General features: G+C 69.8%; 24 protein-coding genes. 6 read left to right on the top strand and 18 right to left on the bottom strand.

Annotation, left to right across the window (positions count from 1 at the left end):
• Positions 1–1,123 precede the first annotated feature (1,123 nt).
• From J2S46_RS00005 to J2S46_RS00015, 3 genes are all read left to right on the top strand, one after another.
• Positions 1,124–1,786 (top strand): RNA polymerase sigma factor, encoded by a 663-nt coding sequence (locus J2S46_RS00005; RefSeq protein ID WP_191294166.1) that lies wholly within the window; start codon positions 1,124–1,126, stop codon positions 1,784–1,786.
• A gap of 49 nt (positions 1,787–1,835) precedes the next feature.
• On the top strand, positions 1,836–2,015 hold the full coding sequence (locus J2S46_RS00010) for a hypothetical protein (protein ID WP_191294167.1): 180 nt from the start codon (positions 1,836–1,838) through the stop codon (positions 2,013–2,015).
• 637 nt (positions 2,016–2,652) lie between these two features.
• Complete coding sequence (locus tag J2S46_RS00015; RefSeq protein ID WP_191294168.1) at positions 2,653–2,898, top strand: hypothetical protein; 246 nt, start codon at positions 2,653–2,655, stop codon at positions 2,896–2,898.
• Positions 2,899–3,168: 270 nt separating this feature from the next.
• Here the strand turns inward: J2S46_RS00015 and J2S46_RS00020 are convergent, their stop codons facing one another.
• From J2S46_RS00020 to J2S46_RS00030, 3 genes are all read right to left on the bottom strand, one after another.
• Entirely contained in the window at positions 3,169–3,750 is a 582-nt protein-coding gene (locus J2S46_RS00020) for a hypothetical protein (protein WP_191294169.1), read from the bottom strand.
• Positions 3,751–3,892: 142 nt separating this feature from the next.
• Entirely contained in the window at positions 3,893–5,473 is a 1,581-nt protein-coding gene (locus J2S46_RS00025) for a replication-relaxation family protein (RefSeq protein ID WP_191294170.1), read from the bottom strand.
• A 553-nt stretch (positions 5,474–6,026) separates the two neighbouring features.
• Positions 6,027–6,494, bottom strand: coding sequence for a DUF732 domain-containing protein (locus J2S46_RS00030; RefSeq protein WP_191294171.1), 468 nt, complete (start codon positions 6,492–6,494; stop codon positions 6,027–6,029).
• A 246-nt stretch (positions 6,495–6,740) separates the two neighbouring features.
• Between J2S46_RS00030 and J2S46_RS00035 the strand changes: the two genes are divergently transcribed.
• Complete coding sequence (locus tag J2S46_RS00035; protein ID WP_191294172.1) at positions 6,741–7,412, top strand: hypothetical protein; 672 nt, start codon at positions 6,741–6,743, stop codon at positions 7,410–7,412.
• Between the two features lie 17 nt (positions 7,413–7,429).
• Here J2S46_RS00035 and J2S46_RS00040 read toward each other — a convergent pair whose 3' ends face one another.
• The 3 genes from J2S46_RS00040 to J2S46_RS00050 form a co-directional block, all read right to left on the bottom strand.
• A complete protein-coding gene (locus J2S46_RS00040; protein WP_191294173.1) occupies positions 7,430–7,978 on the bottom strand; it encodes a hypothetical protein in 549 nt (182 codons plus the stop codon).
• A gap of 329 nt (positions 7,979–8,307) precedes the next feature.
• Positions 8,308–9,672 carry a hypothetical protein gene (locus J2S46_RS00045; RefSeq protein WP_191294174.1) on the bottom strand — a complete coding sequence of 455 codons (1,365 nt, stop codon included), beginning with the start codon at positions 9,670–9,672 and terminating at the stop codon, positions 8,308–8,310.
• A gap of 242 nt (positions 9,673–9,914) precedes the next feature.
• The gene (locus J2S46_RS00050; protein WP_191294175.1) at positions 9,915–10,685 is read right to left on the bottom strand and encodes a putative endonuclease domain-containing protein; all 771 of its coding nucleotides are present in this window, start codon (positions 10,683–10,685) and stop codon (positions 9,915–9,917) included.
• 104 nt (positions 10,686–10,789) lie between these two features.
• Between J2S46_RS00050 and J2S46_RS00055 the strand changes: the two genes are divergently transcribed.
• A complete protein-coding gene (locus J2S46_RS00055; RefSeq protein ID WP_191294176.1) occupies positions 10,790–10,999 on the top strand; it encodes a hypothetical protein in 210 nt (69 codons plus the stop codon).
• Between the two features lie 36 nt (positions 11,000–11,035).
• Here J2S46_RS00055 and J2S46_RS00060 read toward each other — a convergent pair whose 3' ends face one another.
• From J2S46_RS00060 to J2S46_RS00075, 4 genes are all read right to left on the bottom strand, one after another.
• Positions 11,036–11,200, bottom strand: a complete 165-nt coding sequence (locus J2S46_RS00060) for a hypothetical protein (RefSeq protein ID WP_191294177.1) — start codon at positions 11,198–11,200, stop codon at positions 11,036–11,038.
• A 228-nt stretch (positions 11,201–11,428) separates the two neighbouring features.
• Positions 11,429–11,587: a hypothetical protein gene (locus J2S46_RS00065; RefSeq protein WP_191294178.1), complete on the bottom strand. Its 159-nt coding sequence runs from the start codon at positions 11,585–11,587 to the stop codon at positions 11,429–11,431.
• 301 nt (positions 11,588–11,888) lie between these two features.
• Complete coding sequence (locus J2S46_RS00070; RefSeq protein WP_191294179.1) at positions 11,889–12,098, bottom strand: hypothetical protein; 210 nt, start codon at positions 12,096–12,098, stop codon at positions 11,889–11,891.
• A 64-nt stretch (positions 12,099–12,162) separates the two neighbouring features.
• Entirely contained in the window at positions 12,163–12,711 is a 549-nt protein-coding gene (locus J2S46_RS00075) for a hypothetical protein (protein ID WP_191294180.1), read from the bottom strand.
• Between the two features lie 612 nt (positions 12,712–13,323).
• On the opposite strand from J2S46_RS00075, the gene J2S46_RS00080 reads away from it, so the two are divergent.
• Positions 13,324–14,913, top strand: coding sequence for an integrase (locus J2S46_RS00080; RefSeq protein WP_191294181.1), 1,590 nt, complete (start codon positions 13,324–13,326; stop codon positions 14,911–14,913).
• Between the two features lie 338 nt (positions 14,914–15,251).
• Here J2S46_RS00080 and J2S46_RS00085 read toward each other — a convergent pair whose 3' ends face one another.
• The 8 genes from J2S46_RS00085 to J2S46_RS00120 all read right to left on the bottom strand — a co-directional run bounded on the left by J2S46_RS00085 (position 15,252) and on the right by J2S46_RS00120 (position 20,398).
• Positions 15,252–15,581: a YaaC family protein gene (locus tag J2S46_RS00085; protein ID WP_191294182.1), complete on the bottom strand. Its 330-nt coding sequence runs from the start codon at positions 15,579–15,581 to the stop codon at positions 15,252–15,254.
• On the bottom strand, positions 15,581–16,291 hold the full coding sequence (locus J2S46_RS00090) for a YaaC family protein (RefSeq protein WP_370882156.1): 711 nt from the start codon (positions 16,289–16,291) through the stop codon (positions 15,581–15,583). Before J2S46_RS00090 ends, J2S46_RS00085 begins: the two co-directional genes overlap by 1 nt.
• Positions 16,292–16,768: 477 nt before the next feature.
• Entirely contained in the window at positions 16,769–17,110 is a 342-nt protein-coding gene (locus J2S46_RS00095) for a replication initiation protein, RepL2 (protein ID WP_191294184.1), read from the bottom strand.
• On the bottom strand, positions 17,107–17,589 hold the full coding sequence (locus J2S46_RS00100; protein WP_191294185.1) for a helix-turn-helix transcriptional regulator: 483 nt from the start codon (positions 17,587–17,589) through the stop codon (positions 17,107–17,109). The genes J2S46_RS00095 and J2S46_RS00100 overlap by 4 nt, the downstream gene beginning before the upstream one ends.
• A gap of 1,145 nt (positions 17,590–18,734) precedes the next feature.
• Positions 18,735–19,061, bottom strand: coding sequence for a hypothetical protein (locus tag J2S46_RS00105; protein ID WP_191294186.1), 327 nt, complete (start codon positions 19,059–19,061; stop codon positions 18,735–18,737).
• Positions 19,058–19,303 carry a DUF6213 family protein gene (locus J2S46_RS00110; RefSeq protein ID WP_191294187.1) on the bottom strand — a complete coding sequence of 82 codons (246 nt, stop codon included), beginning with the start codon at positions 19,301–19,303 and terminating at the stop codon, positions 19,058–19,060. The genes J2S46_RS00105 and J2S46_RS00110 overlap by 4 nt, the downstream gene beginning before the upstream one ends.
• Positions 19,304–19,429: 126 nt before the next feature.
• Positions 19,430–19,990, bottom strand: coding sequence for a telomere-protecting terminal protein Tpg (tpg, locus tag J2S46_RS00115; RefSeq protein ID WP_191294188.1), 561 nt, complete (start codon positions 19,988–19,990; stop codon positions 19,430–19,432).
• Between the two features lie 51 nt (positions 19,991–20,041).
• The gene (locus J2S46_RS00120; protein WP_191294189.1) at positions 20,042–20,398 is read right to left on the bottom strand and encodes a hypothetical protein; all 357 of its coding nucleotides are present in this window, start codon (positions 20,396–20,398) and stop codon (positions 20,042–20,044) included.
• Positions 20,399–20,464: the final 66 nt, after the last annotated feature.

Consider the following 20,464-nt stretch of genomic DNA (forward strand, 5'->3'; position numbering starts at 1 on the left):
GGGTCCCTACGGGCCTTCGGCCCTCCGTTCGACCCCGGCCTCCGGCCGGGGCGGACCCGCTCCGCGTGTCCGTGCCCTGACCTCCGGTCAGGCCGGCCCGGGCTTCGCCCGGGCCCGTCGGTCACTCCGCTTCGCTCCACTCCCTCCAGTCGGCTGATGCCTGCTCAAGTGGCTGAGCTGGGTTTTTGGCTGATCTCACTACGGGCTGACTAGGGGGAGGGGGTGCTCCGGGGGCGCGTGCGGGTCGGCTTCGCTCCCGCCAAATTGGTCTAGACCGTAGTCCAGGCCTGCAGAATGGCGGCGCGGTCGCTCGTGCCCGCAACTCTGGTGGAGTGACCATCAAGAGTGATGTATCAGTTTTGACCTGCTGGGTGATCCCGCCGCAGGGGTGGTATGGATCCTCCCTGACGGGGCCGTTTCGTCCGGCAAGAGGGTTCTCTTGAGTGAATCCTATTTCCCTCTCTGGCTGAATTCAGATATCAGAACTACCCCGGCCGTCCTTGGCCGGCCCATGTATCAGAAAAGCACTGCTCGACATTCCGGCAGAAATACCGTGGTCGGTCCCGGGAATGGGTGAGCAGAAAAGGGTCCTGTGAGTATCGTAAAGCCGGGTCAGTCGGCCATCCTGCGGCCTCTGACGCCCCCTCCGGGGCTGTTGACGCCGAACGGGCTGCCACCGTGCAGATGCCACGGGCTCAGCGACCAGCGGTTCATCCTCAGCTTCACCGGCCTCATCTCCGTCTTGTACCCGGTGGCCGCCGGCCACATCAGGCACAGGGCGTGACTGCCCTCGTGACCGCGTTCAAGTCGCTGGCCCGGTAGCCACCGCTGGACGGCCCGGCCATCGCGCCGGTGAGACCGCCCCAGCCCCGCTCGTCCTCGCAGCCGCCGGACGCCACCACCAAGTCCCTAGGGCAGGCGGCCAGCCCGTGTCAGCCGCGGAACCGAAAGAGAGGCACTCGACAACCGCCAGGTCAGCGGGCTTACGCGCCGATCTGAGAAAAAAATTTTGGCGAAGGGCGGCGGATTCGGTGGCCTCGCATCGTCTTCAGGGGTGAGCGCATCAGATGGGCGCTCTTGGACCCGGCCCCCGTGCCGGGGGCCACAGGAGAAAGGGCGCACCGTGAAAGATCACGTTGCCCTGACGGAAACGCCGGACACCTCCTCGGAGTCGATCCACTCCGAGGAGGTCCGGCTCCTCCTCCCGCGCCAGGCACGTGCGGGAGGAGATGAGAAGCAGGAGCCGGAGCAGCTCGTCCCCAGCGAGGAGTCGGTGCGTGAGTTCGCCGAGTTCGTCGCCCGGACGGACAAGAAGATGTTCCGGCGTGCCTACGTCCTGTGTGGCAATCAGGTCCTGTCCAAGGATCTGATGCAGGACGCCTACCGGAAGTTCTGGAGGAACTGGGACGGCCACTACCGCGAGGTGATGGTGGCCGGCTCGAAGGCCGAGGCGAGCCTGACGCTGAGCGCCGTGGAGAGCGCCTTCAAGGACTACTTCAGGAAGTTCTCGAACCAGAAGGAGAACGCGGACGAGACGGCGCACGAGGACCGCAGCAGCGGTCACCTCGTCGACGTCGAGGTCCTGCGGGGCCTGATGTTCCACGAGGTGCGCACGGCGGTGAGCGGGCTGGAGGTCAGCCTGCGCGAGGTCGTCATCGCCGTGTACTTCGAGGAGCGGTCGCTGTCCGCGGCCGCGCGCAGGCTCGACATCTCCGAAAGCATGGCCCGCCGTCGCCACCAGCGGGCCTTGAAGGTCCTCCGGGATGTCCTGGAGAGCCGGATCTGAAGGTCTTTCGGGGTCTCCCGGTGGACCGGATCTAGAGGAAGGACAGGTCATGGAAGGCGTCGAAGAGCGTCTTTGCCTGGCCGCCGAACACCTCGACGCCGTGGTCGCCCGCTTCGACTCGGAGAGGTTCAGGTCCAAGCTGTTCGCCGACTTGAACATCTCCGTCCCGGACGCGGTCGGGTCCGGACGGGACGCCCCGTCCGGACCCGCGGCCCGCGGCCGCCAGTAGTCCTGCCGGCTGGGAACTGTGACGGGTTTCCGGCCGGCAGGGGTCGGCGCGAAGGAGAGGTTCGAAGCCAGCCCGAGTCCGCGTGAGCGGGCCTAGCACCATCCAGCACAACCTCTGCCCGGATCAGCAGAGGGTCCAAGCAGCCCATCACTGACACGCTCACCACCAGCGGCACGAGCAGCTGGTGGAACGACAAGGAGAGGCAATGCGATATGAGCAATCCCTTCTCGGCGCGTGATTGGAGCGGTATGCGACACCACTGACATCGACTCCAGCTTGATCGTCGAACGCTGGAACGCGCAGGAAAAGCAAGGCTGTTCCCACTGTCCGGCCGTCGGGTCCCTGAAGGGGGTAGGAGCCACGGTGCCGGACAGGCAGGACGACATCTCTCACCAAGGGATGTTCACGGCTGCAGATTGCGTGAACGTCCAGCTTGGCGAGTGCCACAGGCCCGAGAGGGCCAGGACGAGAGGCTAAGTTGAGGTAATCCGCTGTTGTGCGGGATAACGGGAGGCCCCGGTCGGCATGCGTCGACCGGGGCCTCTCCTCGTTCACGGCGGCGGATCGGGGCGCCCGGCACCGTCTGTCAGGGCAGGGGGCGCCACGAAGGCGCCCGGGAGGAAAGAGAAAACCGATCATGAACCGCTGCTTCTCCAAGCTGCGCGGCGCGCTGACCGACCCGGCCACCGTGCCGGGCGTGATCGCCCTCGGCGTCATCTCCGGGCTGATCGTCCTCGGCGTCGACATCACCCTGCACGAGACCGTCCTCGCCCCGCCGCGCACGATCGTCGAGGCTCCCCGCACCGTGGTGCCGGCCCCGGACGAGCATGCCGCCCAAGGCGGCCCGGACGTCGTAGGGCCGCCGAACTGCGGTACCGCGTAACGCCAAGGCGCCGGGGTCTGCCGTCGCGGGCGGTGAGCGAAGAGCCTTCCCGCCTGCACGGCAGACCCCACCCTCGTAACGGCCCGCCGCGCGGCTACCGTCAGCGCAGGGAATCGGCCCGCACGGCCGTCTACGCCTGGGTGCGGGCCGGCTGAGTTGCCCGACCCCACACCACCGAGGCCCCGACCGCCCAGCAGCGGCCGGGGCCTTCGCATGCGCCGGCCCAACCGGGCTCCGGTCTGGAGCGGGGGACGGATCTCGCGCCCGCGATCAGGAGGCCAGGGGCGAGGCAGGCGGGGCTACCTCGGTCGTCTCACCTGATTCCTCCAGCTTCCATTGAATTCCCGCTTCGTCCGTGAAGTAGGCGACCGGGCGGTTGTTCTGCAGGGCGGCTCCCGGCAGGTTGGAGGATAGGAATTTCGCCGTGCGGCCCGGTCCGATAAGTGCGTCCGGGACCGACAGGCGTCTCCCTCCAGATCCGGTCTCCTGGGCGTCGGTGGAAAGATAAGCGGATCCGTATTTCACATTCACATCGCGTATTGGAGCACCGGAGTTATTCAAGATGAATACTTGCCAGTGATCGGGTTCCGCCGGACCGTATGCAGTATTGCCTGGTGAGGCCTTTTCTGCCCTTATGGAGATCCGGCGGGCCTGGTCGATCCTGCGGTCCTTGGCCTGGGCGAGGAGCTGGCCTCGTTGGAGTTCGAGGACGGTGGCTTGCTGGCCGATGAAGTCGCGCTGCTCGCCGATCTGGTCCCGTTGGCTCTTGAGGGTCCAGACGGCGGCTGCGGCGGCTGCGGCGGCGAAGACGGCTCCTACCCAGGTTGGGGCGTCCCCCCAGTCGATTGTCATCCGGTCAGGTTAGTGGCGTGGATCACCGCCGGACGACGGCTTCGGCGTAGCAAGATGGCCGGGCTCACGCGCGGGCGTACGGCTTCTCCTTGGCTTCTCGGGCCTGGCAGTTCATCTCGACGAGGTCTACCCGTCAACGGGGCTAATTCGAGCTACGAACTGGCCATTGCTTGGCGTGGAGTTGGCGCATTTCCCACCAGGGATCGTTCAGCTGCCCCTTGCGGGCTTGGCGCTCTTCGGCGCGGGTGGGCTTGGGCAAGAGGAGCCGGCCCAGTCCGTTGTTGCGGCGGTCGATCTCGCAGGAGGGGCACTCCAGGGCTTCGGCGGGGGCTTCCTTGGTCAGTTCCAAGCCGGAGCCGAAGGCGCCGCCGAGGGGGCCCTTGCAGGTCCAGCAGGGCCAGCGCTTGGCGTGGGCGTCGCGGACGACCTGCTGCTTCTTCTCGGCTGCGTCGTCGTCGGCCTTCTGTCGGCAGGCCCCGCAGGGCTCAGTGCCGTCGCTGGCGGATCCCTCGTACTCGAACTCGTCTTCGCGGCGGTCGCAGCCGGGGCAGCGGGTGGCCTCCAGCCGCTGTTCCTCGGCTTCGTAGGCGGCCTGGGCGTCGGCGTCAAGGCGGGCCTGGACGCGGGCGCGGTACTCGGTGTGGGCGAGGGCGTCGGCGAGGGTCTCCCACTTGTAGCCGCCGAAGCGCCACCAGATCTCGGCGTGGGGGCCGTACTTGGTGAGACTGTCGAGGTGGCAGGCCAAGATCGGGATGCTGCCGGTGAAGTCGAACGGGTCGCCGTGGCTCCAGCGGTCCAGACTGGTAGGCCGCCAGTGCTTGCGGGTGAGGTCCTTGACCTTGTTCAGGAGGTTGTTCAGGCCCCGGGGTCCGGCGCCGGCGAGGACCAGGGCGATGGGCGGCAGAGAATCGGGGCCGGCCATCGGGTAGCGGCGGCGCCAGGTCGGGAGCTTGTCCGCGTCGCTGGGGTGGCCGTCGTGGGTGGGGTCCTTGTAGGTGAGGGCGAAGTACTCGGCGTAGCGGTCGAACTTGGCGGCGATGAACTCGGGTGTCTCGTTGTGGAGGTCGACTTCGACCAGGAGGACGGGTACGCCGTCGGCGGGCGCGGTGAGGACGGCGTCGGCGAACTGGGTGCGCTCGCCCGGCAGCGAGTGCGGGGCCTCGGTGACCCAGTCGGCGATCCGGCCGATCGCCTCGCCGGGGGTGGCCGGGCTGGTGAACGCCATGATGGTGTCGTTGACCGCCATGGCGTGCGGGGCGCCGGTGGCGCGGCCCACCGAGCGGGCCCGCCCGCCGACCTTCCGCTCCGAGGGCAGGGTGGACTTCGCGGCGTCCAGGCCGAGGTCGGTCAGCCCCCAGATCACCGCTCCCGCGCCGGGCGGGCGGACCGGCTTGCGCTTCGCCGGCCGGGCCGGCTTCGGCCCGGCCGCCGCGGCGCCGTCGGCCGGGTCCGGCTTGGGTGGCAGGCCGGAGGTGCTGCCGCGCTGCTCGGTCAGCTTGTTCTTCGCCAGGTCGCGCAGCCCGGAGGCGACCGTGTTCGGATGCTCGTGGTCGGGCTGGGCCAGGAGCCAGACCTGCTTGACGGTGGCCACCTTCAGCACGCCGAGCACCTGGAGGATGTTGTGGCGCAGCGGGCTGGTGGAGCCGTTGGGGTAGGCCTTGGCGCGAACGAAGTGGACGCGCTTCTTCGGTGCTGGCCGCTGGTCGCTCTCGTCCTGGCTCATGCCGGTGCTCCCCGTGGTTGGTGATCTTCCGGCTTCTTCGATACCTCATGCCACCGACAGGCCGGCCGGCGTCCGCCGCCGTCGTCGCCCCATCACCCAGCCCGATCACCGAGCGGGCGAGCCGACAGGCAAGAAGAGAAGGGCCAATCAGCGGCCCTGGAGCGCGCAAAACCCCGCACGCCCCAGAACCGCCAACCTCAACTACCAAAGACAAGGGCACAGAGGGGTTGCCGGGGTTTCGGCGGGCCTTGGATTCGGCGTCTGAACTGCACGAACGTCCCTGATTCGGTGTTGATCGGTGGTCGGGGAGTTGGAGGGGGAACAGGTTGGGGAACTGGAGGGGGAATCCTGGGCCCTGCGAAGGGCTCCAGCGGGGCGAAATCACCGCTGTCGGGTCCCGGCCAGCGTACCCGCGCCGGGGCCGGCGAACACCGTTTCCGTTCGGCTGCGGGGCCTGGTGGGGCGTCAGGCGAGCAGCTGGCCGCGACCTCCCACCGCGACCGCCGGGCGCAGAAGCAGAGTGACGGCTCCTGGGCGGCACGGGTCGTGGCGTCTAGCGGAGCGCGGTGTTCACGGCTGCGGTGTACTTCGGGCAGTAAATCGCCGGGGCCGACGTGGTCATGGCCTTGGCCGCGTCCGGATAGGCGCTCTGCATGGTCTGGTACACCGACTTGGGGCTGTCGCCGGAGTCGAGCAGGGAGCACACCAGCTGTCCTTGTACCGCGAGGTTGTCGTCGCTCACGCGGGCGAGGGAGGGTGCCTGTGCCCGGACGGCGGCGGCGTAGCGGGCGGCCTGCTCTGTGGCGGGGTCCGGGGCGGACACGGCGGGCGCCGGCCGGGCGGACGTGGAGAGCGCCGGGGTGGGCGATGTCGGGGGTTTGGTTGCCGTCGGGAGGGCGAGAGCCGAGACGGTGGGCCGCGGGGCCGCGTCTCGCCGCGGTGTCTCACCGGTGCCGAAGGAGCAGGCTGCGGTGCCCCCGATGAGCAGGAGCGTGGTGAGCACGACGGTGTGACGGCGCATGAGGAGTCCCCCGGGACGATCTACGGGGGGCGGAGGCCGCCCCGCCCCGGACAGTACTAGCAGGCAGGCAGGCGCTGGCGGGCAGGGACTTGGGGTCGCGGTCGCGGTGGGCGGCCTGGAGGGTAGCGATCGCGGTCAGGGGCGGTGGGGTGGATGGCGACCTGGTGGTGGCCCGGGTCACGGACGAAGTGATCGGGCCGGCCGGGGCCGCCGTGGAGAATTGCCGCCCACTGGGGAACGTCATGGATGCCGGCCTCGACCTCGGCCGTGGTGGAGCAAAACGTGGACCTGGCGGGCCGGGGCGCGCTGATTCGAACGGACGGCTATCCAGAGGACCGTGTCGGCCCGGAGAGCGCCGGCATCCGTACTGCCGTCCCGCGCACCTCGCCGCTTCGCTCCACCCGGCCGCGCTGCTCCTCCAGCCGTACCGATCTAGGTACGAATCGGTTCAAAAGGGCTCAGAAAAACCTGAGGGAAATTCCTTTTTTGAAAAAGATTCGTATCCAAATTTCAATTTCAAAAGAACGCATAAATACATTTCTTGACACCCACCGGCGAGCCTGGCAGTCTGCTCCAAGTAACAACGTTCGACGGTCAGTTGCCGTCGACAAGGAAGGGAAGTTGACATATTGGAAAACTATGAAAAAGGTGAAGAATATGGCCAGGAACAGCAACAAGCGCAACCGTGCCAAGCGGCGCAAGGCGGCACGACCTGCCCTCAAGAGGCGGCCTGACCTGCAGGGACGCCAGAAGCACCAGGGCGCCTTGCTCGTGATCGCGATAGTGACTGCATTGGGCGGCGCGGCTTCTGGGGTTGCACCGTACATCGACCACAAGCCCACCACTGCAGTGGTAACTGTCCACGAAGGCAACATTCCGTCAGCGAACTGCTATTCTGAGAATCGAGGCCATTCCTGACAGAATGTGACGCATTTTCACTTTCGGGATGATTCGGCCTTCTGAAGCCACTTCTCGAATAGCGGTCCGGGATGCCCCGGCCATCTGCCTGACCGCCGGTCGCCGGTACCGGCGCCCAGGCTGATGGCCGGCCCCGGCCGCACAGCGAGATCGCTGCGGGTTGTCCTCGGCTCAGGGACAACCCGCAGCAATCTCGCCTGGTCAACGGGCAGGTACTGCGGGTTGGCGGCGGCCAGGCCCTCGGCGGCCTCCCGGAGGTACGGGTCTTCGCCGGGCCGGTGCAGGAGCACCTGGGCGAGGTGCAGTGCGCCTTCGAGGACGGCAGCCGAGGTGCGAACGTGGCGCAGCGCGGAGATGGCGTCGCAAGCCTGTTCTGAGGGCCGTGGGCGGGGCTGTGGCCGCGGGGCGGGCGTGGGTCCAAGAGGAGGCGGTGCCGGCCAGTAGGCAGCCAGCCGGCCCGCCAGGTCGGCGGTGACGTCGCCGTCCTGCAGAGCGGTGGCGAGCGGGGCCGGCAGCGGGCCGTCGGATGGCGCGGTGTCGTCGGCGCCCGGCGTCGGCGACAGCATTTCGCCACTGAACCAGTACCGGACGACGGCGGCCGGGGTCGGCAACCCCTCCAGGACCGGTCAGGCAACGGGCCGCCACCACCGCACCCCGGGCAGCCGGCCACCCCGGGCTGGCCGGCTGGCCATCAAGGTGTCCGCCCGACACCTTGATGCCCGCTGGCGAAGGCCGCGCAGCCAGTGGCGCCCGACCCGCGAAAAGGGGTCTGTGACCTGCGGTATCAAGGTATCCGTCCAGGTGTCCGGCAGTACCTTGATGGCCGTTCCCGGCAGCGGGCGCATCAGGCGCCGGCTGCTCTGCCTGCACCTGCCCGGGCGACGGCCGGGGCGGGTCACACCTGCTGGAGGTAGGCCTTCATGACGGTGTGGGCGGCCTGCTCGGGGGTGTCGTGCAAGATCGGGTAGTCGGTGCCGCCCGCGACGAGGAAGGACTGCTCGTAGATCGCAACCCACTGCTTCGGGTCGGCGACGCCCCGTTCGACCCAGCCCACGGTGGGGCCTTCCGCTGTCACGAGCCAGACGTCCGGCTGCACGGTCCAGCCGAGCAGCTGCCAGTAGTCGCCGAAGACGGCCGGGTCGAGCCGGCGGTGGGCGTCGTTGTCGGGCATGCCGCGCAGGACCGGGTCGCGGGGGACCGTCACCAAGCCGGGCTCGGTCGCGCGCGGGCCGATCCATCCGGAGGTCCGCGGCGCCGGACGCTCGGCGTCGGGAGTTCGCGCTGCGGTGGCCGGCGGCGTCACGTGGGCGCTGCGGAGGGCGTCGAGGGCCTCCCTCCGGTCGCGGTGGATGCGGGGCCGCCCTAGGCCTGCGAGCAGCGGCTCCGCGCGGCCGTCGGCCAGGTGCAGGACCGCGATCCAGCCGCCCGGACCCCACGGCCCGTCACCGAGCAGAGCGGCCCAACCGACACGGGCTCCGTGGTGGTGCAGCTGGTGGACGCCGGCGGCCTGCGGCGTGGACCAGGACGACGACGTCCAGCCCTGACCGAAGGTGAGCTCAAGGTCGTCGGCGCGGTCGGGCGGGCCGAAGCGGCGTACCGGGTCGGAGGTGGCGCGCAGCACCGTGTCGGGCTGCAGGTCGCTGTCGTCCGGGTGGGCAACCGTGGGTGCGGGGGCGGGTACGGGGGCTGGGCGGGCAGGTGCGGGCACGGGTCCGCTGGCGGTGGGCGGGGTTTCGTCGCCGCCACGGAACGTGGGCCCGTCGGGCTCCGGGTGGCCGGGCGGCGTTTCGTTGCCGCCACGAAAGTCGTCGCTCCGGGGCTCCAGGAAGGCCGGCGGTCCCCCGTCGGCGGCCCGGGGTTTCGTTGCACCGGCCACCGGTCCGGCCTCCAGGGCGGCGCGCTCCGTCAGCTGCGTGGCGGCGGCGAGCAGCAGCCGCAGCGCGGCCGCCGTCTGGGTGGCGTCGTCGTCCTGGTCGAGGGCGTCGGCCAGCGCCAGGGTGGCGGCGGTGACCGCGTCGGCGCCCTCCAGCAGCCGCGCCCGGCGCCCGGGCTGCGCCTCGTTTGGGGCGGCAGGGGCGGTGGCCTGCGGCGTTTGGGTGGCGGTCTTGGTGCGGCGGCGGTGCGCGGCCGAGCGGCACGTCGAGCCGCAGAACCGGGGCGGGCGCCCGGTGCCGGCCGGTTGCAGCGCACGGCCGCACCCCTCGCAGGCCCCCGGGGGCCGCAGCGGCAGGTCGACAAGGGCCGGCTGATCCACGCTCATAGCCGCTGACCCTACGGGTTTCGTTGCATCGCGCCCGGCTCCGGGTCCCCACTCGCAGGGACCACTGGAGTACCGGCCGCCGGGCCGTGCAGCACATCAGCGGGTTTCGTTGCAGCAACGCAACCCCGGCCCGGGGAGGCCATCGGAGTGCAGCAGCGTTTCGTTGCGGCAACGAAACCCCGGCTGATCGACCTTCTCTGCGTAGAGGCGTCGACTACCTGAGCGTGGGTCGCAAGGGTGCTTCAGCGCGGCCACAGGTAGCGCCGCAACTCCTCCTTGAGTCGTTCGGTGAGTTGTTCCCGATCGGCAAGGTCTTCGACCGGCAGCCGGACGACGGCGACACCGCAGCGCTGCCATTGGAGATCCCGGTTGCGGTCGTCGGCGTATCGACGGCTGTTGCGGTGGTGAGGTCCGTCGACCTCGAAGATCATGACGCGGCCGTTGCCGAAGACCGTGATGTCGGGCGTCCATGTGTGGCCCGCGCGCAGTCGCACCCCTGGAAGGGGCGCGATGGCGATCGTCTTGTCCTCGGGGACGGCTACCTGGATGTCCTTGAGCGCGAGATAGACGATGCGCTCTTCCTTACTGGCCAGGGCCAGGCCGTCCTCGATAAGGGTGGTGGGCGCCGCGCGCTCCCGGCGTGCCTGGTTGGACGGCCGGGCGGTGGTCCGCTGCGCGAACTGCTCACGCCAGTCGGGACCGATCTCAGGAAGGACCTCGCGGACGTCCAGATGGTCGGCAGGCGGGAACCCCCGACGGCGGGCGACATCAAGGAGCGGGACCTTGATCCGCTCGCGCATCCCCTCAGTGAGCAGAGGAAGGAGGTGACTCTCAACGAGGAGGACCGCCTGCCAGCCCGACGCGCCCCAACCGCCTGTGGCCTCCTCGAATTCCAGGCCAGCAACGTCGAGGAGCAACTGGACGGCCTCTTGGTCACCGCGTCGGTCGAGCAGGGCAACCGTCTGGCCCAGAACCATGTCAAGGTCCCATGCCTCTTCTTCCTCTATCCCCATTGGATCAGGATGACAGCAGCGGGTGACACTGCGGGAGTTGTTCGGCAAGACCCCTGGGTGGCGACCAGGCCATGACCTCCGGGGCCGCAGGCCGTTCACTGGCCATGACCCCTGCTCCTCCCTTCCGGCCCGTCTCACAGCCGATCGACCACGACAGCCAGGACGAACTGGAGGTGGTGACCGACCAGGTGCGCGAGGCGCTCGCCCAGGCCCACCTGGAGGTACTGGACCTGGTCGGCTACATCGACCAGGACATCATCGGCTGGCTCGCCAAAGCCAGCCGCTTACCCCAGCTGCTCGCCACCCGGCCCTGACCCTCGGGTCCCGGGCACCGCCGGCGGTGAGAGCGGTCAGCTCCGGGTCTCCGGGGCGACGGCAAGGTGCCTGGGACCGAGCTGGCGACGCGCACCCGGCGCGGCCGCCGGGGCATCGGCCGCTGGCGCCTCCAGGAACGCGGCCAGCTCGACAGGCAGCAGCCAGGCCTCGACGGGCAGCTGGACAGGGGTGGCGCTCACAGGGATCCAAGCCCCATGCCCGGGCGCGCAAGGCTGGTGTTAGGGCCGTGTGCAGTCCCCTGCCGGCCGCGCCTGTTATAGATTTAGGTCATCGGTAGACGGCTCGTCCACCGAACAGCGGGCCCCGCCCCTACCGGTTGGCGCCAGAGGGGCAGGGCCCGAGCGATACGAAGTACAGCTCAACAGGCGGCCTGTGTCGTTAGCACAGGTCGCTTTGCTGTTTGCGGATCAGGATCCGATGAGGCCGGAGTCCTTGGCGATCTGCCAGCCGAGCTGGAGGAGAGGGATCACCACCAGAGCGAAGGTCCTCAGCCTGTGTTCCTTCGCGTCGCCACCGTCGTCCCCAGGATCAGGACCCTTCTCCTGGGTGGTCGGCGGCTTCGTCATGTCTCTCCCTTGCTCGAACGGATAGATCCGGGACACCCACCTCCGGCAAACATCTGCGAAGAGGTCAATGAACCCGATCCGTCCGGCCGCAGCACGGTTGATCTGACGTACCGTGATTTTAGAGCACAGATCCCCAGCCACGGAAAATCCCCGAAACTTCACATAGCGGACATACGGGATCCAATGCATTGGGCATTCCCGCAGGTCAGCGGCCCGTATTGATGCACTTGGGGTATCGCAAAGATTCGCGAAAAGTAGCGCTTTGCCTGCACTTTCGATGCTCCGCCAGCTGTGAGGGCGGTCAGCTCCGGGTCTCCGGGGGGACGGCCAGGTGCCCAGGACCGAGCCGGCGACGCGCACCCGGCGCCACCGGCGGGGCATCAGCCGCGGGCGCCTCCAAGAACGGGGCTCGCTCGATGGGCAGCAGCCGGGCCTGGTCGTCGACCTGGACGGGGGTGTCGGTGGCGGGCTCGGAGAACGGGCGGTACAGCGGGCGGCGGTCGGAACTCATGATCACAGTCTGGCAGCGCTGGCGGCCCGCCGGGCGCGGTCCGGCGGTCCGGGCCCGGCCGGGATCAGTTGCCGCCCTGCGGGCCTTCCTCGGCGATCCGGGTGAGGCGGCCGGCCCCCTGGGCGAACAGCCCGAACGCCAGCATCAGCGACTCCTGGGGATCCGGGCGCCCCGACCCGGGATCGAGCGTCGGGGCGAAATGGCAGGCGAGCAGGGCGGAGGCGGCGGCGACCGCGTCCCGCGCCGCGGCCAGGGCCTCGATGTCCGGGTGCTGCTCGTCCGGGCCGGCCGCCCGGCCGAGGTCGTCGAGCAGCAGGCTGGTGCGCAGGACGAGCAGCAGCCGGTCCAGGTTCTCCGGGTCCGGCACCGCGGCCGCGACCACTTCGTCGCGCACCGGCCCGTACGCCGAGCGCAGCGCCTCGATGTCGGCGCCGGCCTGCTCCGCCTCCAGCTCGGCGCCGACCAGGTGCGCCTCGGCGGCGCCGAGCAGCGCGGTGGCCAGCATCACCGCGCGGGTGTCGTCGTCGGCGACCGCGTCCGGGCGCCAGTCGACGCCCAGCACCGCAAGCGCTGCGCGCAGCCGCGCCACGTGCTCCGCTGCCCGGCCGGCCATCGACCCACCTCCGTCCCTCGGCCCGCCCCTCACACCCAGCCTGCCCCGCACCAGACCAAGGCGCTGCCCGGCCAGCTTCCCGCCGCTCGGCGGGGCTGCCCGAATCCCATGTCCCATGTCCCAGACCTGCGCCGATGCACTCCCACCAGGGGTTATGGGGTGGGACAGTCCTAGGACTGTCCCAGGGTTGTCCTAGCGAATCGGGGTATACCGGGCGGTCCAGGTAGGAGCCTGACGCGGTCGTCCCAGGCCGGTCCCAGGCCGGCGGCGGCACGACGGCGCCCGCCGGCGATGGCCCGGATTGTGCGTCTCGGGTCCGGCGGGCGCCAGGGGCACTGTAGCGGGCGAAGGCCCGCCGCCCTGGCTTCTTGGCGGGGTGGGGCAGGTCTTCGGGGACAAGGGCGCAGATGGTAAGAAGAAGGCCCGCACGCCGTTGGCGTGCGGGCCGAATAAAAGAGGGGCAGTGGCTCTTGGCGAGTGCCCCTTCAAGTCTGCAATGACTGTAACACGGCCACTAGGTTGTCGGCGTTGCCTGCGCCAGCTTTCGGATAGTGTCACCCGATGGTCTCCGCACCGGTTCCCGACCCCTACGCACGTCACGTCCTCGCGCGCATGGCTGACTACTTCACTGACGAAGGCACACCTTGGCCCAGGCGCCTCTGGGACATCGGATCCGTCCTCGCTCTGGAGGAACTGTGGGAGGCCGGTCACTGGCAGGCCCACAACGTACTGTCGCAGTCCGCATGTGACTGGCAACGCAACGAACTCAGCGCTCTCATCGGCCCCGACCGGGGACTCGGTGAGAAGGAGTTGCGCAGTGAGATCACCAAACTGCTCAGGCGCCCGCTTCCGGATCCTAGCCCGGAGCGCCGCAGACTCAAGGAGATCATCGGGCACGTCCGAACCGGCTATCTGGAGCGTTGGGCCGGCGCGGTGAAGGTCCCCGAGGCGGACCGTGTGAAGCCCGAGCGATTCTCGCGAACGGTGGCCGCACACCTTCTGGATCTTGGCTACAGCGCCAGCCACCTGCGCGCCTGGGCGGCAGACCTCGCCCGCAGCCAAGCCACCATCGCCGACATCGCCGACAGCGCCGCCGAACTGGCCTGCACCCCCGCCCGGACCCACGATGTCCTCGTCGCACTCGACAAGGTGCCCCGCCGGGAACTCGCCGAGCCCTTGGAGCACTGGCGCTCCAAAGGCAAGGTCGTCGCCTGGCTGAAGGAGCACGGCCACGACACCACCGGCTTCCGCGCCGGCGGCGGTTTCGTCTACCAACTCAATGCGCTGGACCCGTACGGCGCCGCAGAGCAGGCACGGCAGCTACTGGACCGCATGACCGCCCGGTCGCAGTTCCTGCGCGCCAACCGGGGAGGCATCGTTCCCCTCCCCCACATCTGGGTCGCCGGGCAGTCCAGCCCCGTCCCCCTCAAGCCCCCCGCCCGGGGCGCCGACGTACTCTCCCTCGTCCACGAGGGGCACCTCTACAAGGTCGACAACAGCAGCAGCCGGATCGACGACGCACTGGAACTAGCGGCAGCCATCAACCAGGGATCGCTCGCACCAGCGGTCGCCGGCGGCTGGGCCGCCGTCGAATCGCTGCTCGTTCACGCGGACGACTCCAACGGCGGTGGTGAGCGCTCGGGCAAAGCCGTCGCCGCCGACCGCATGGCCGCCATCATCGCCTGCTCCTGGCCCCGCGCCGAGCTGACCACCCTGGCACACCGCCACAAGCCGGATCAGCCCGACGAACTATCACGCGCCATCAAGGCCTGCACCACCAACCGGGAGCGCGCCCGCCTGGTCGCCGAAGCCATCCGCGTCGGCGGCACCGCGGCCCTCAGTCTGTCGAAGGGAGCCACCCGATACACGGACCAAACCGCAGCCCAGCGGATGACCACACTCATCGCCGACCCGCATCAACAGCTCACCGAGGTAAACAAGGCGTTCCGCATCGCCATGCGACGCCTCTACCGCACCCGCAACATCATCCTGCACGGAGGAGCGACCAGCGGCGTCGCCTTGGAGGCATCGCTGCGCATCGCAGCGCCCTTGCTCGGGGCGGGCCTCGACCGCATCGTCCACGCCGCCTACACCGAGGGCCTCGACCCTCTCGACCTGGCCGCCCGAGCCGAAGTAGCACTCCAACTCGTCAACGGCGAAACCGGCCTCACCACCGTCGACCTGCTCGAACCACCCTGCTGATCAAAGCCAGCACCCCGCGGCAACAGACCGAAGCGACCCCCCTGCGCACCTGAAGGGCGGGGCCGCCGGCGGGCCCGCGTCCAACAGCCAGGTGTCGGGGCCGCGCCAATGGCCTCCAGCTCGGTGACGACGCGGGCGATGTAGTCGCGGTGCGGCAGGTGGCCGCCGTTCTTCTCCATGAGCTCGGGCGAGGTCTTCCCCTCGGTCGCGATCGGCGTGCGGGGCCAGATTCGTTCCGGCCCCGCTGGCGATCCTGGGGTGACCCGCCTGTGGACGGTTGACACCGCACGGTAGGCGTGGCCCGGCCCGTACCCGTCCGGCAAAGGCCAGGCGCAGCGCTACGGCTGCTGGGCGACCAGGTCGATCGTCTCGGCGACGAGGAGCGGCACCCTGTCGATGGCTTCGTTCAGCAGTTGTTCGAGCGGGACCGCGTGGCGGCTGCGGTCGACGTCGATGTGGCGTGCCCAGTCGGCCGGCTGGTAGCGGGCGAGCATGGACAGGGTGTGCAGGACCGCCCACCAGGCCATCAGGGGGTGCATGCCGCTGGTGGTGCCGGTGATCGCCGGGAACAGGTACCGCGTGCCGGCGTACGGGTGCGTGCGGGCCGTCAGGAAGCGGAGCTGCTCCGCCGGGTCGATCGGCTTCCCCTCGGGGAGGTCCCAGTGCATCAGCAGCTCGCCCGTGCCGTCCGGGTGCTCGTCGAACTGCGGGTCGGCGTCGGGCTCGTGCTCACGCGTCGGAAGTCGGTGTGGCCCTGCGCTCCCGGAAAGCCGGACAGGTACTTGCTGAGGGCCTTCCGTCCCTGACGGGGCTTGATCACCCAGGCCGGGAAGCCCACCACGGGAACGCTGACCGTGGAACGCTCCTCGTAGATGTTCCGGTGTTCCACGAGAAGCGGCATGCGGCGTGAGGAGTTGTCCGGGCCGAGCGATGAACTGGCGTTGCCCGGCAGGCAGTCCCAGAGCTCGTGCAGGGGCACCCTCGACCTTCCCCACAGGGGCGAGCCGAGAAGCTCGGAGAGCCGCACGAAGCTTCCGGAGTCGCCGGCCCGCTGGGTGGTCACCTGGACCTCCGCCAGCGGCCTGTCCATGCCGTGGCTGCGGATGCCGTGGCCGTTGAGCTGCCACTGGGTGGCGTCGAAGGCGGCTGCGGCCGCGGCGATGGCCCGCCCGGCCTGGCTCAAGCCGTAGAAGGCGAGCAGGGGCTGAGCCGAAAGATCGACTGCCGCAGCCGCGCGGAACAGCTGCTCGGCCTGCTCCAACGCCGTCACATATGTCTGGCGGCGATCCGGGTCACCGGCGGCGGGAGCGGGGGGATTCCACCTCGTAGCCCTCAGGACATCCCACACCGGCCGGGGGCCACTGCCAAATCTGTACATGGCCGAGACCGTAGCGGCACCACACGTCCCTGCCCACCGAGATACCAGATCCGCCCGACAGCGCGGCCGGAGCCCTGGGGCAGGGGGGTGCCCGGGCTCCGGCCGTGGGAGGCGCCGGCCGCGCCCCAGACGTGGCCGACCTGCTCGGCAGCCCGTTTGACGGGGCGTGGTGGGGCTGCCGTGCCCGGAATGCTAGACCTCCGCCCCGGGCATGGGTAGAGCTGTGACCAGGCATTTTCCCGGCGCGAGCATGCCAGCGCGCGGGGTCGGCGGAGCTTCTGCCCCGGCTCAGCGGTTTGTACCCGCCACCGGACAAAGGTGCTACCAGTGGTGGTGACGGCGCGCTCGGAAGCCGACGCGGCGTGAGGTCAGAGCTGCCACGCCTCCGGAAGCGACCTGCGGGCCCGCGCCGATTCCGGTGTGGGCCCGCAGGTCGAACGCGGTACTCGAAGTCTCGCCGCTGTCGGTCAGACCGAGTCAGGCGCGCCGTGCTTGGTGCTCGCTGTCGCCGCCGGCGCGACGAAGGGGCAGGACGTTGTCGCTGCCGTCGGCCTTCGCCGTGAGCCGGTAGTAGACCGTGTCGTCGATCTTCTCCATCCAGCCGCGCTCGACAAGCTGGCCGCGCAGCCGGGAGAAGAGGGACGGGTCCATGTTGATCTCGGCCGCGAGTTCCTTAGCGTCCATCGACACGGCGCCGCTGTCGGGGTCCTGGTCGTGGGACGCGTAGAGGATGACGACGATCCGCTGGTTCGGCGCCAACGGGCTGGTCACCCGCATGAGCCGGCGAACGTCCTCGCGCGAAGCGATCTGCATGGTCATCCCTCCCCCTCCGTCTTCTTGTCGCTACGAGTCTTGCGGGTCTTGGGCTGCGGTTCCACCCAGGCCGGGATCTCCGGGGGGTTCCACGCCTTGAGCGCTTCACGCTGCTCGGCAGCCCCAGCCTGGAAGCACAGGTACGGCGTGACCTTCCAGAAGGTGTAGCGGCCGAGGACCTTGCCCGGTCGCAGCAGGCGCATCCCTTCCAGTTTCTCGATGTGCCGCTTGAGGGACTTGGGGTCCATCTTCAGCCGGCGGGCGATCTCCGGGACCGGCTTCTCCACCGGGAGGTCGGCGCCCGGGGTGTTGGCCACGAACCACAGCAGCACCCGGCACTCGCGGTCGGTCAGCGCCTCGACGCCCTCGGCGATGCCGTTCATCCGCTCGTTGTCGACGGTGCTGTAGCCGCCCGCGTAGCCGAACCGGGTCTGCGGAAGGGCGTTGCCGTCACCGTCGAAGCGTTTCGCTCGTGCTGCTGCCATGTCCCCCTCCTTTGAGCCACACGATGGACTCTTAGTACATTTCGAGGGTCCCGCGACCCCACAAATAGACTATCGGTCCATGGACTATGAGTCCATTAAGGGCGCGCCAGGATCCCCAAAATGGACTCTTGGCCCATGGACTCATAGTCCATTTGTGGGATCGCAGGATCCCGTCCGGGGATCCTGCGATCCCTGTTGGTGATCCCAAGATCCCCCTTCGGCAAATGTTTCCGCAGGTCAGAGCGCTGCGTGGCTGTCCCGATCTGGTTGCTGGTTAGTGACGTGCGGCAAGCTCCCCGCGGTGCCCACCTCAGGCTGTAAGCAGCAACCTGCGGCGTGTCGCGGCCGAAAGGAGCGGCTCCCGTCGCGACGCCTCCGGCAGGCTGCCGATCCATGCCGCTGCCGCCGCCCGGGTCCGGCTGCTCGACAAGGTGCGAGGATCGCAAGTGGGTTGCGCTCACCACGCCGATCACGGAAGTCCGGCTGCCGCCGGACCCGGGCCTTGACGGCCCTTTCCGCGCTCATCCACCGGGTGATCAGCCTCCGTGCCCTGCCGGTACGCGGTGGCGGCGCGGGATCACGGGCGTGGGCTGGGCCGGGCCCACGCTGCTTCTGTGGGGGCCGTCGTGATGGTGGCGCAGCGCGTTCTCGTCAGGTGGGTTCTGGCGGCGGGGGCTTCAGGGTTGGCCTGCGGGCCGGTGGCCGGGCTGGCCGGTGCGGCAGGTGCCTTGGCTCGCACGGGTGCCTGCCGGTTCGTGGACGGCAACTACCCAGGGAGCGCCGTCTTCGGCGCGAGCGGTGCGGCGGCGGGCCGGCGGCTGGGCCGGCCACGGCCCGGGCGGCGGATCCGGCGGCGCAGGGTAGGCGGCAGCCGGATGGTCCAGCGCATCCGGGCGCTGGTCACGGGTGCGGGGGCGAAGCACGCCGCGGCCCGCCCAGGCGGTGCCGCAGTCCGCTTCGGTGGCCTGGTTGCCGCCCGAACCCGGCCGTGCGGCAGGGCAGCAAGTGCACCCGGCCGGGGTGGGGAGAGCGAGGGGAGGTCAGCCGGCGGGGGTGGCTGGTCACGGCCGGCGGGTCGTAGGCTCACGCGGTGAGGGGCCCTCGCGATTCGAGCGCGAGGGCCCCTCACCAGTTCGGTGTCGGGTTCAGCTGGCTGCCGCGGCGCAGGCCGAGGGGCTGGTGTGCCAGTACCGGAGCTGTCCGGCGCTGCTCTCCCCCGGCAGCGGCAGGTCGGACAGCCACCGGCCAGTGATCGGCAGCCCGCAGTCCGCACACAACGGCAGGCCCGTGTCCGTGGTGCCGTGGACGACGTCGCAGCCGACGTCGGCGCAGCCCAGGTCGGGGTGGGCACTCTGGTGGCCGGTCAGGACACAGGCGTCGCAGTGCCCGGGAAGGCCGGCGGCCCTGCGGGCGGGAGACGGGGTTCCGGTGAAGCGGCCCGTGCCGACAGGGACCGCGTTGGAGTGGCTCACCGGCCGGTCCCGGTGGTCGGGGCGGTGCGGGCGATGGCTTCGACGTCGAGCTGGTCGGCGAAGTCGGCGAGAGCGGAGCCGAGCAGGCCGACGGTGTGCGGGTCGAGGTCGGCGTGGCCGGTGGCCGCCCAGCCCTGCCAGATCGAGCTGAAACTGCGCAGCATCGCGGTGACGTCGGCGACGGCGAGGTGCTGCTTGCCGTCGAGGTTGCGCAGTCCGAGCTGTACTCCGGTGGCGGTCACGGAATTCCTTTCGTCGGGAGAATTCGGTGCGGGGTGACGACGGATTGTTTATTGAAATGGTCGGCGGCCGGGGTCGGCGGGGTCGTTGAGAATTTGGTTTGGCGACACGGGGGCGCTGAGCTGGGCTTACAGCTCGACGTCCATCCAGGCGATGTCGTTCAGCTCGACGTCGAGGCCGGCGGCGCGGCGGCCGTTGTCCTTGAAGTAGTGCTCGCGCAGGCCCTCGGCGAGGATCCGCTCCTGCTGGGCCTGGCTGGCTCCGGCGTCGCGGGCCTCGTACAGCTTCTTGGCGACGTCGCCGGGCATCTTCTGGGTGATGGTGCGGGAGCGGGGGTCGTCGGTGGAGCCGCGGGCCGCGCTGTAGCCGAAGGTGCCGCTGATGTGGAGCATGAAGCCGTTCTTCTCCGCGTCGCGGCGTACCCGCCGGCGGACCTTGGGCTGCCACTTCGCGCGGACGACCTGCTCCACCTTCTTCTCGTTGGCCTTGGTCATCACCGGCTGCTCGCCCTCCTTCAGCGCCCTGGCCCAGCGCTGGGCGGTGCGCACCGAGATGCCGGCGGCCTTGGCCAGGGCCTTGGTGTCGCCCTTGGCGACCTTCTCCCACAGGAACCTCACCCGGGTGCTCAGCTGCACCGGGATGGGCTTGGTGCGCTCCGCGCGCTCCAGGCCCTCGTCGATCTCCCCCATCGCACTTCTCCTTCCTCGTGATGACGTTCGTGGTGGCCGGGTCGGCCGCGGTCAGCGGGCCCAGCCGATGAGGGTGAAGTGGTGACCGCGGTCTTCGAGCTCCGCCCGCGAGGTCGCCTCCTCGCGGGCGTGGACCAGCGGCAGCACCAGGTCGTCGCCGCTGTCGCTGGTCGGGACGTCGTTCCACACGCCACCCGTCTCGTCCAGCCACAGGGCGGCGTGGTCCTCGCTCGGCGCGGCGATCGGTGCGAGCAGGTCGGCCTGCTCGGCGGCGCGCAGCCAGGTGTCGGCCTGGTCGAGCATCTGGGCCCGGATCTCGGGTTTCAGGCGCGACCAGGCGGCCTGGCCCGTCCTGATGCGGTGCCAGTAGGCGATGGCGAGCTGCTCGACGCGCGGATCCTGCTCCATGCCGGTCCCCTTCCGTTGGGCCGCCGGTCGGCGGCCCGAACTGGTGTTGGTCGTGCTGTGCGGAGC

The organism is Kitasatospora herbaricolor (genome assembly GCF_030813695.1).
GTDB lineage: Bacteria > Actinomycetota > Actinomycetes > Streptomycetales > Streptomycetaceae > Kitasatospora > Kitasatospora herbaricolor.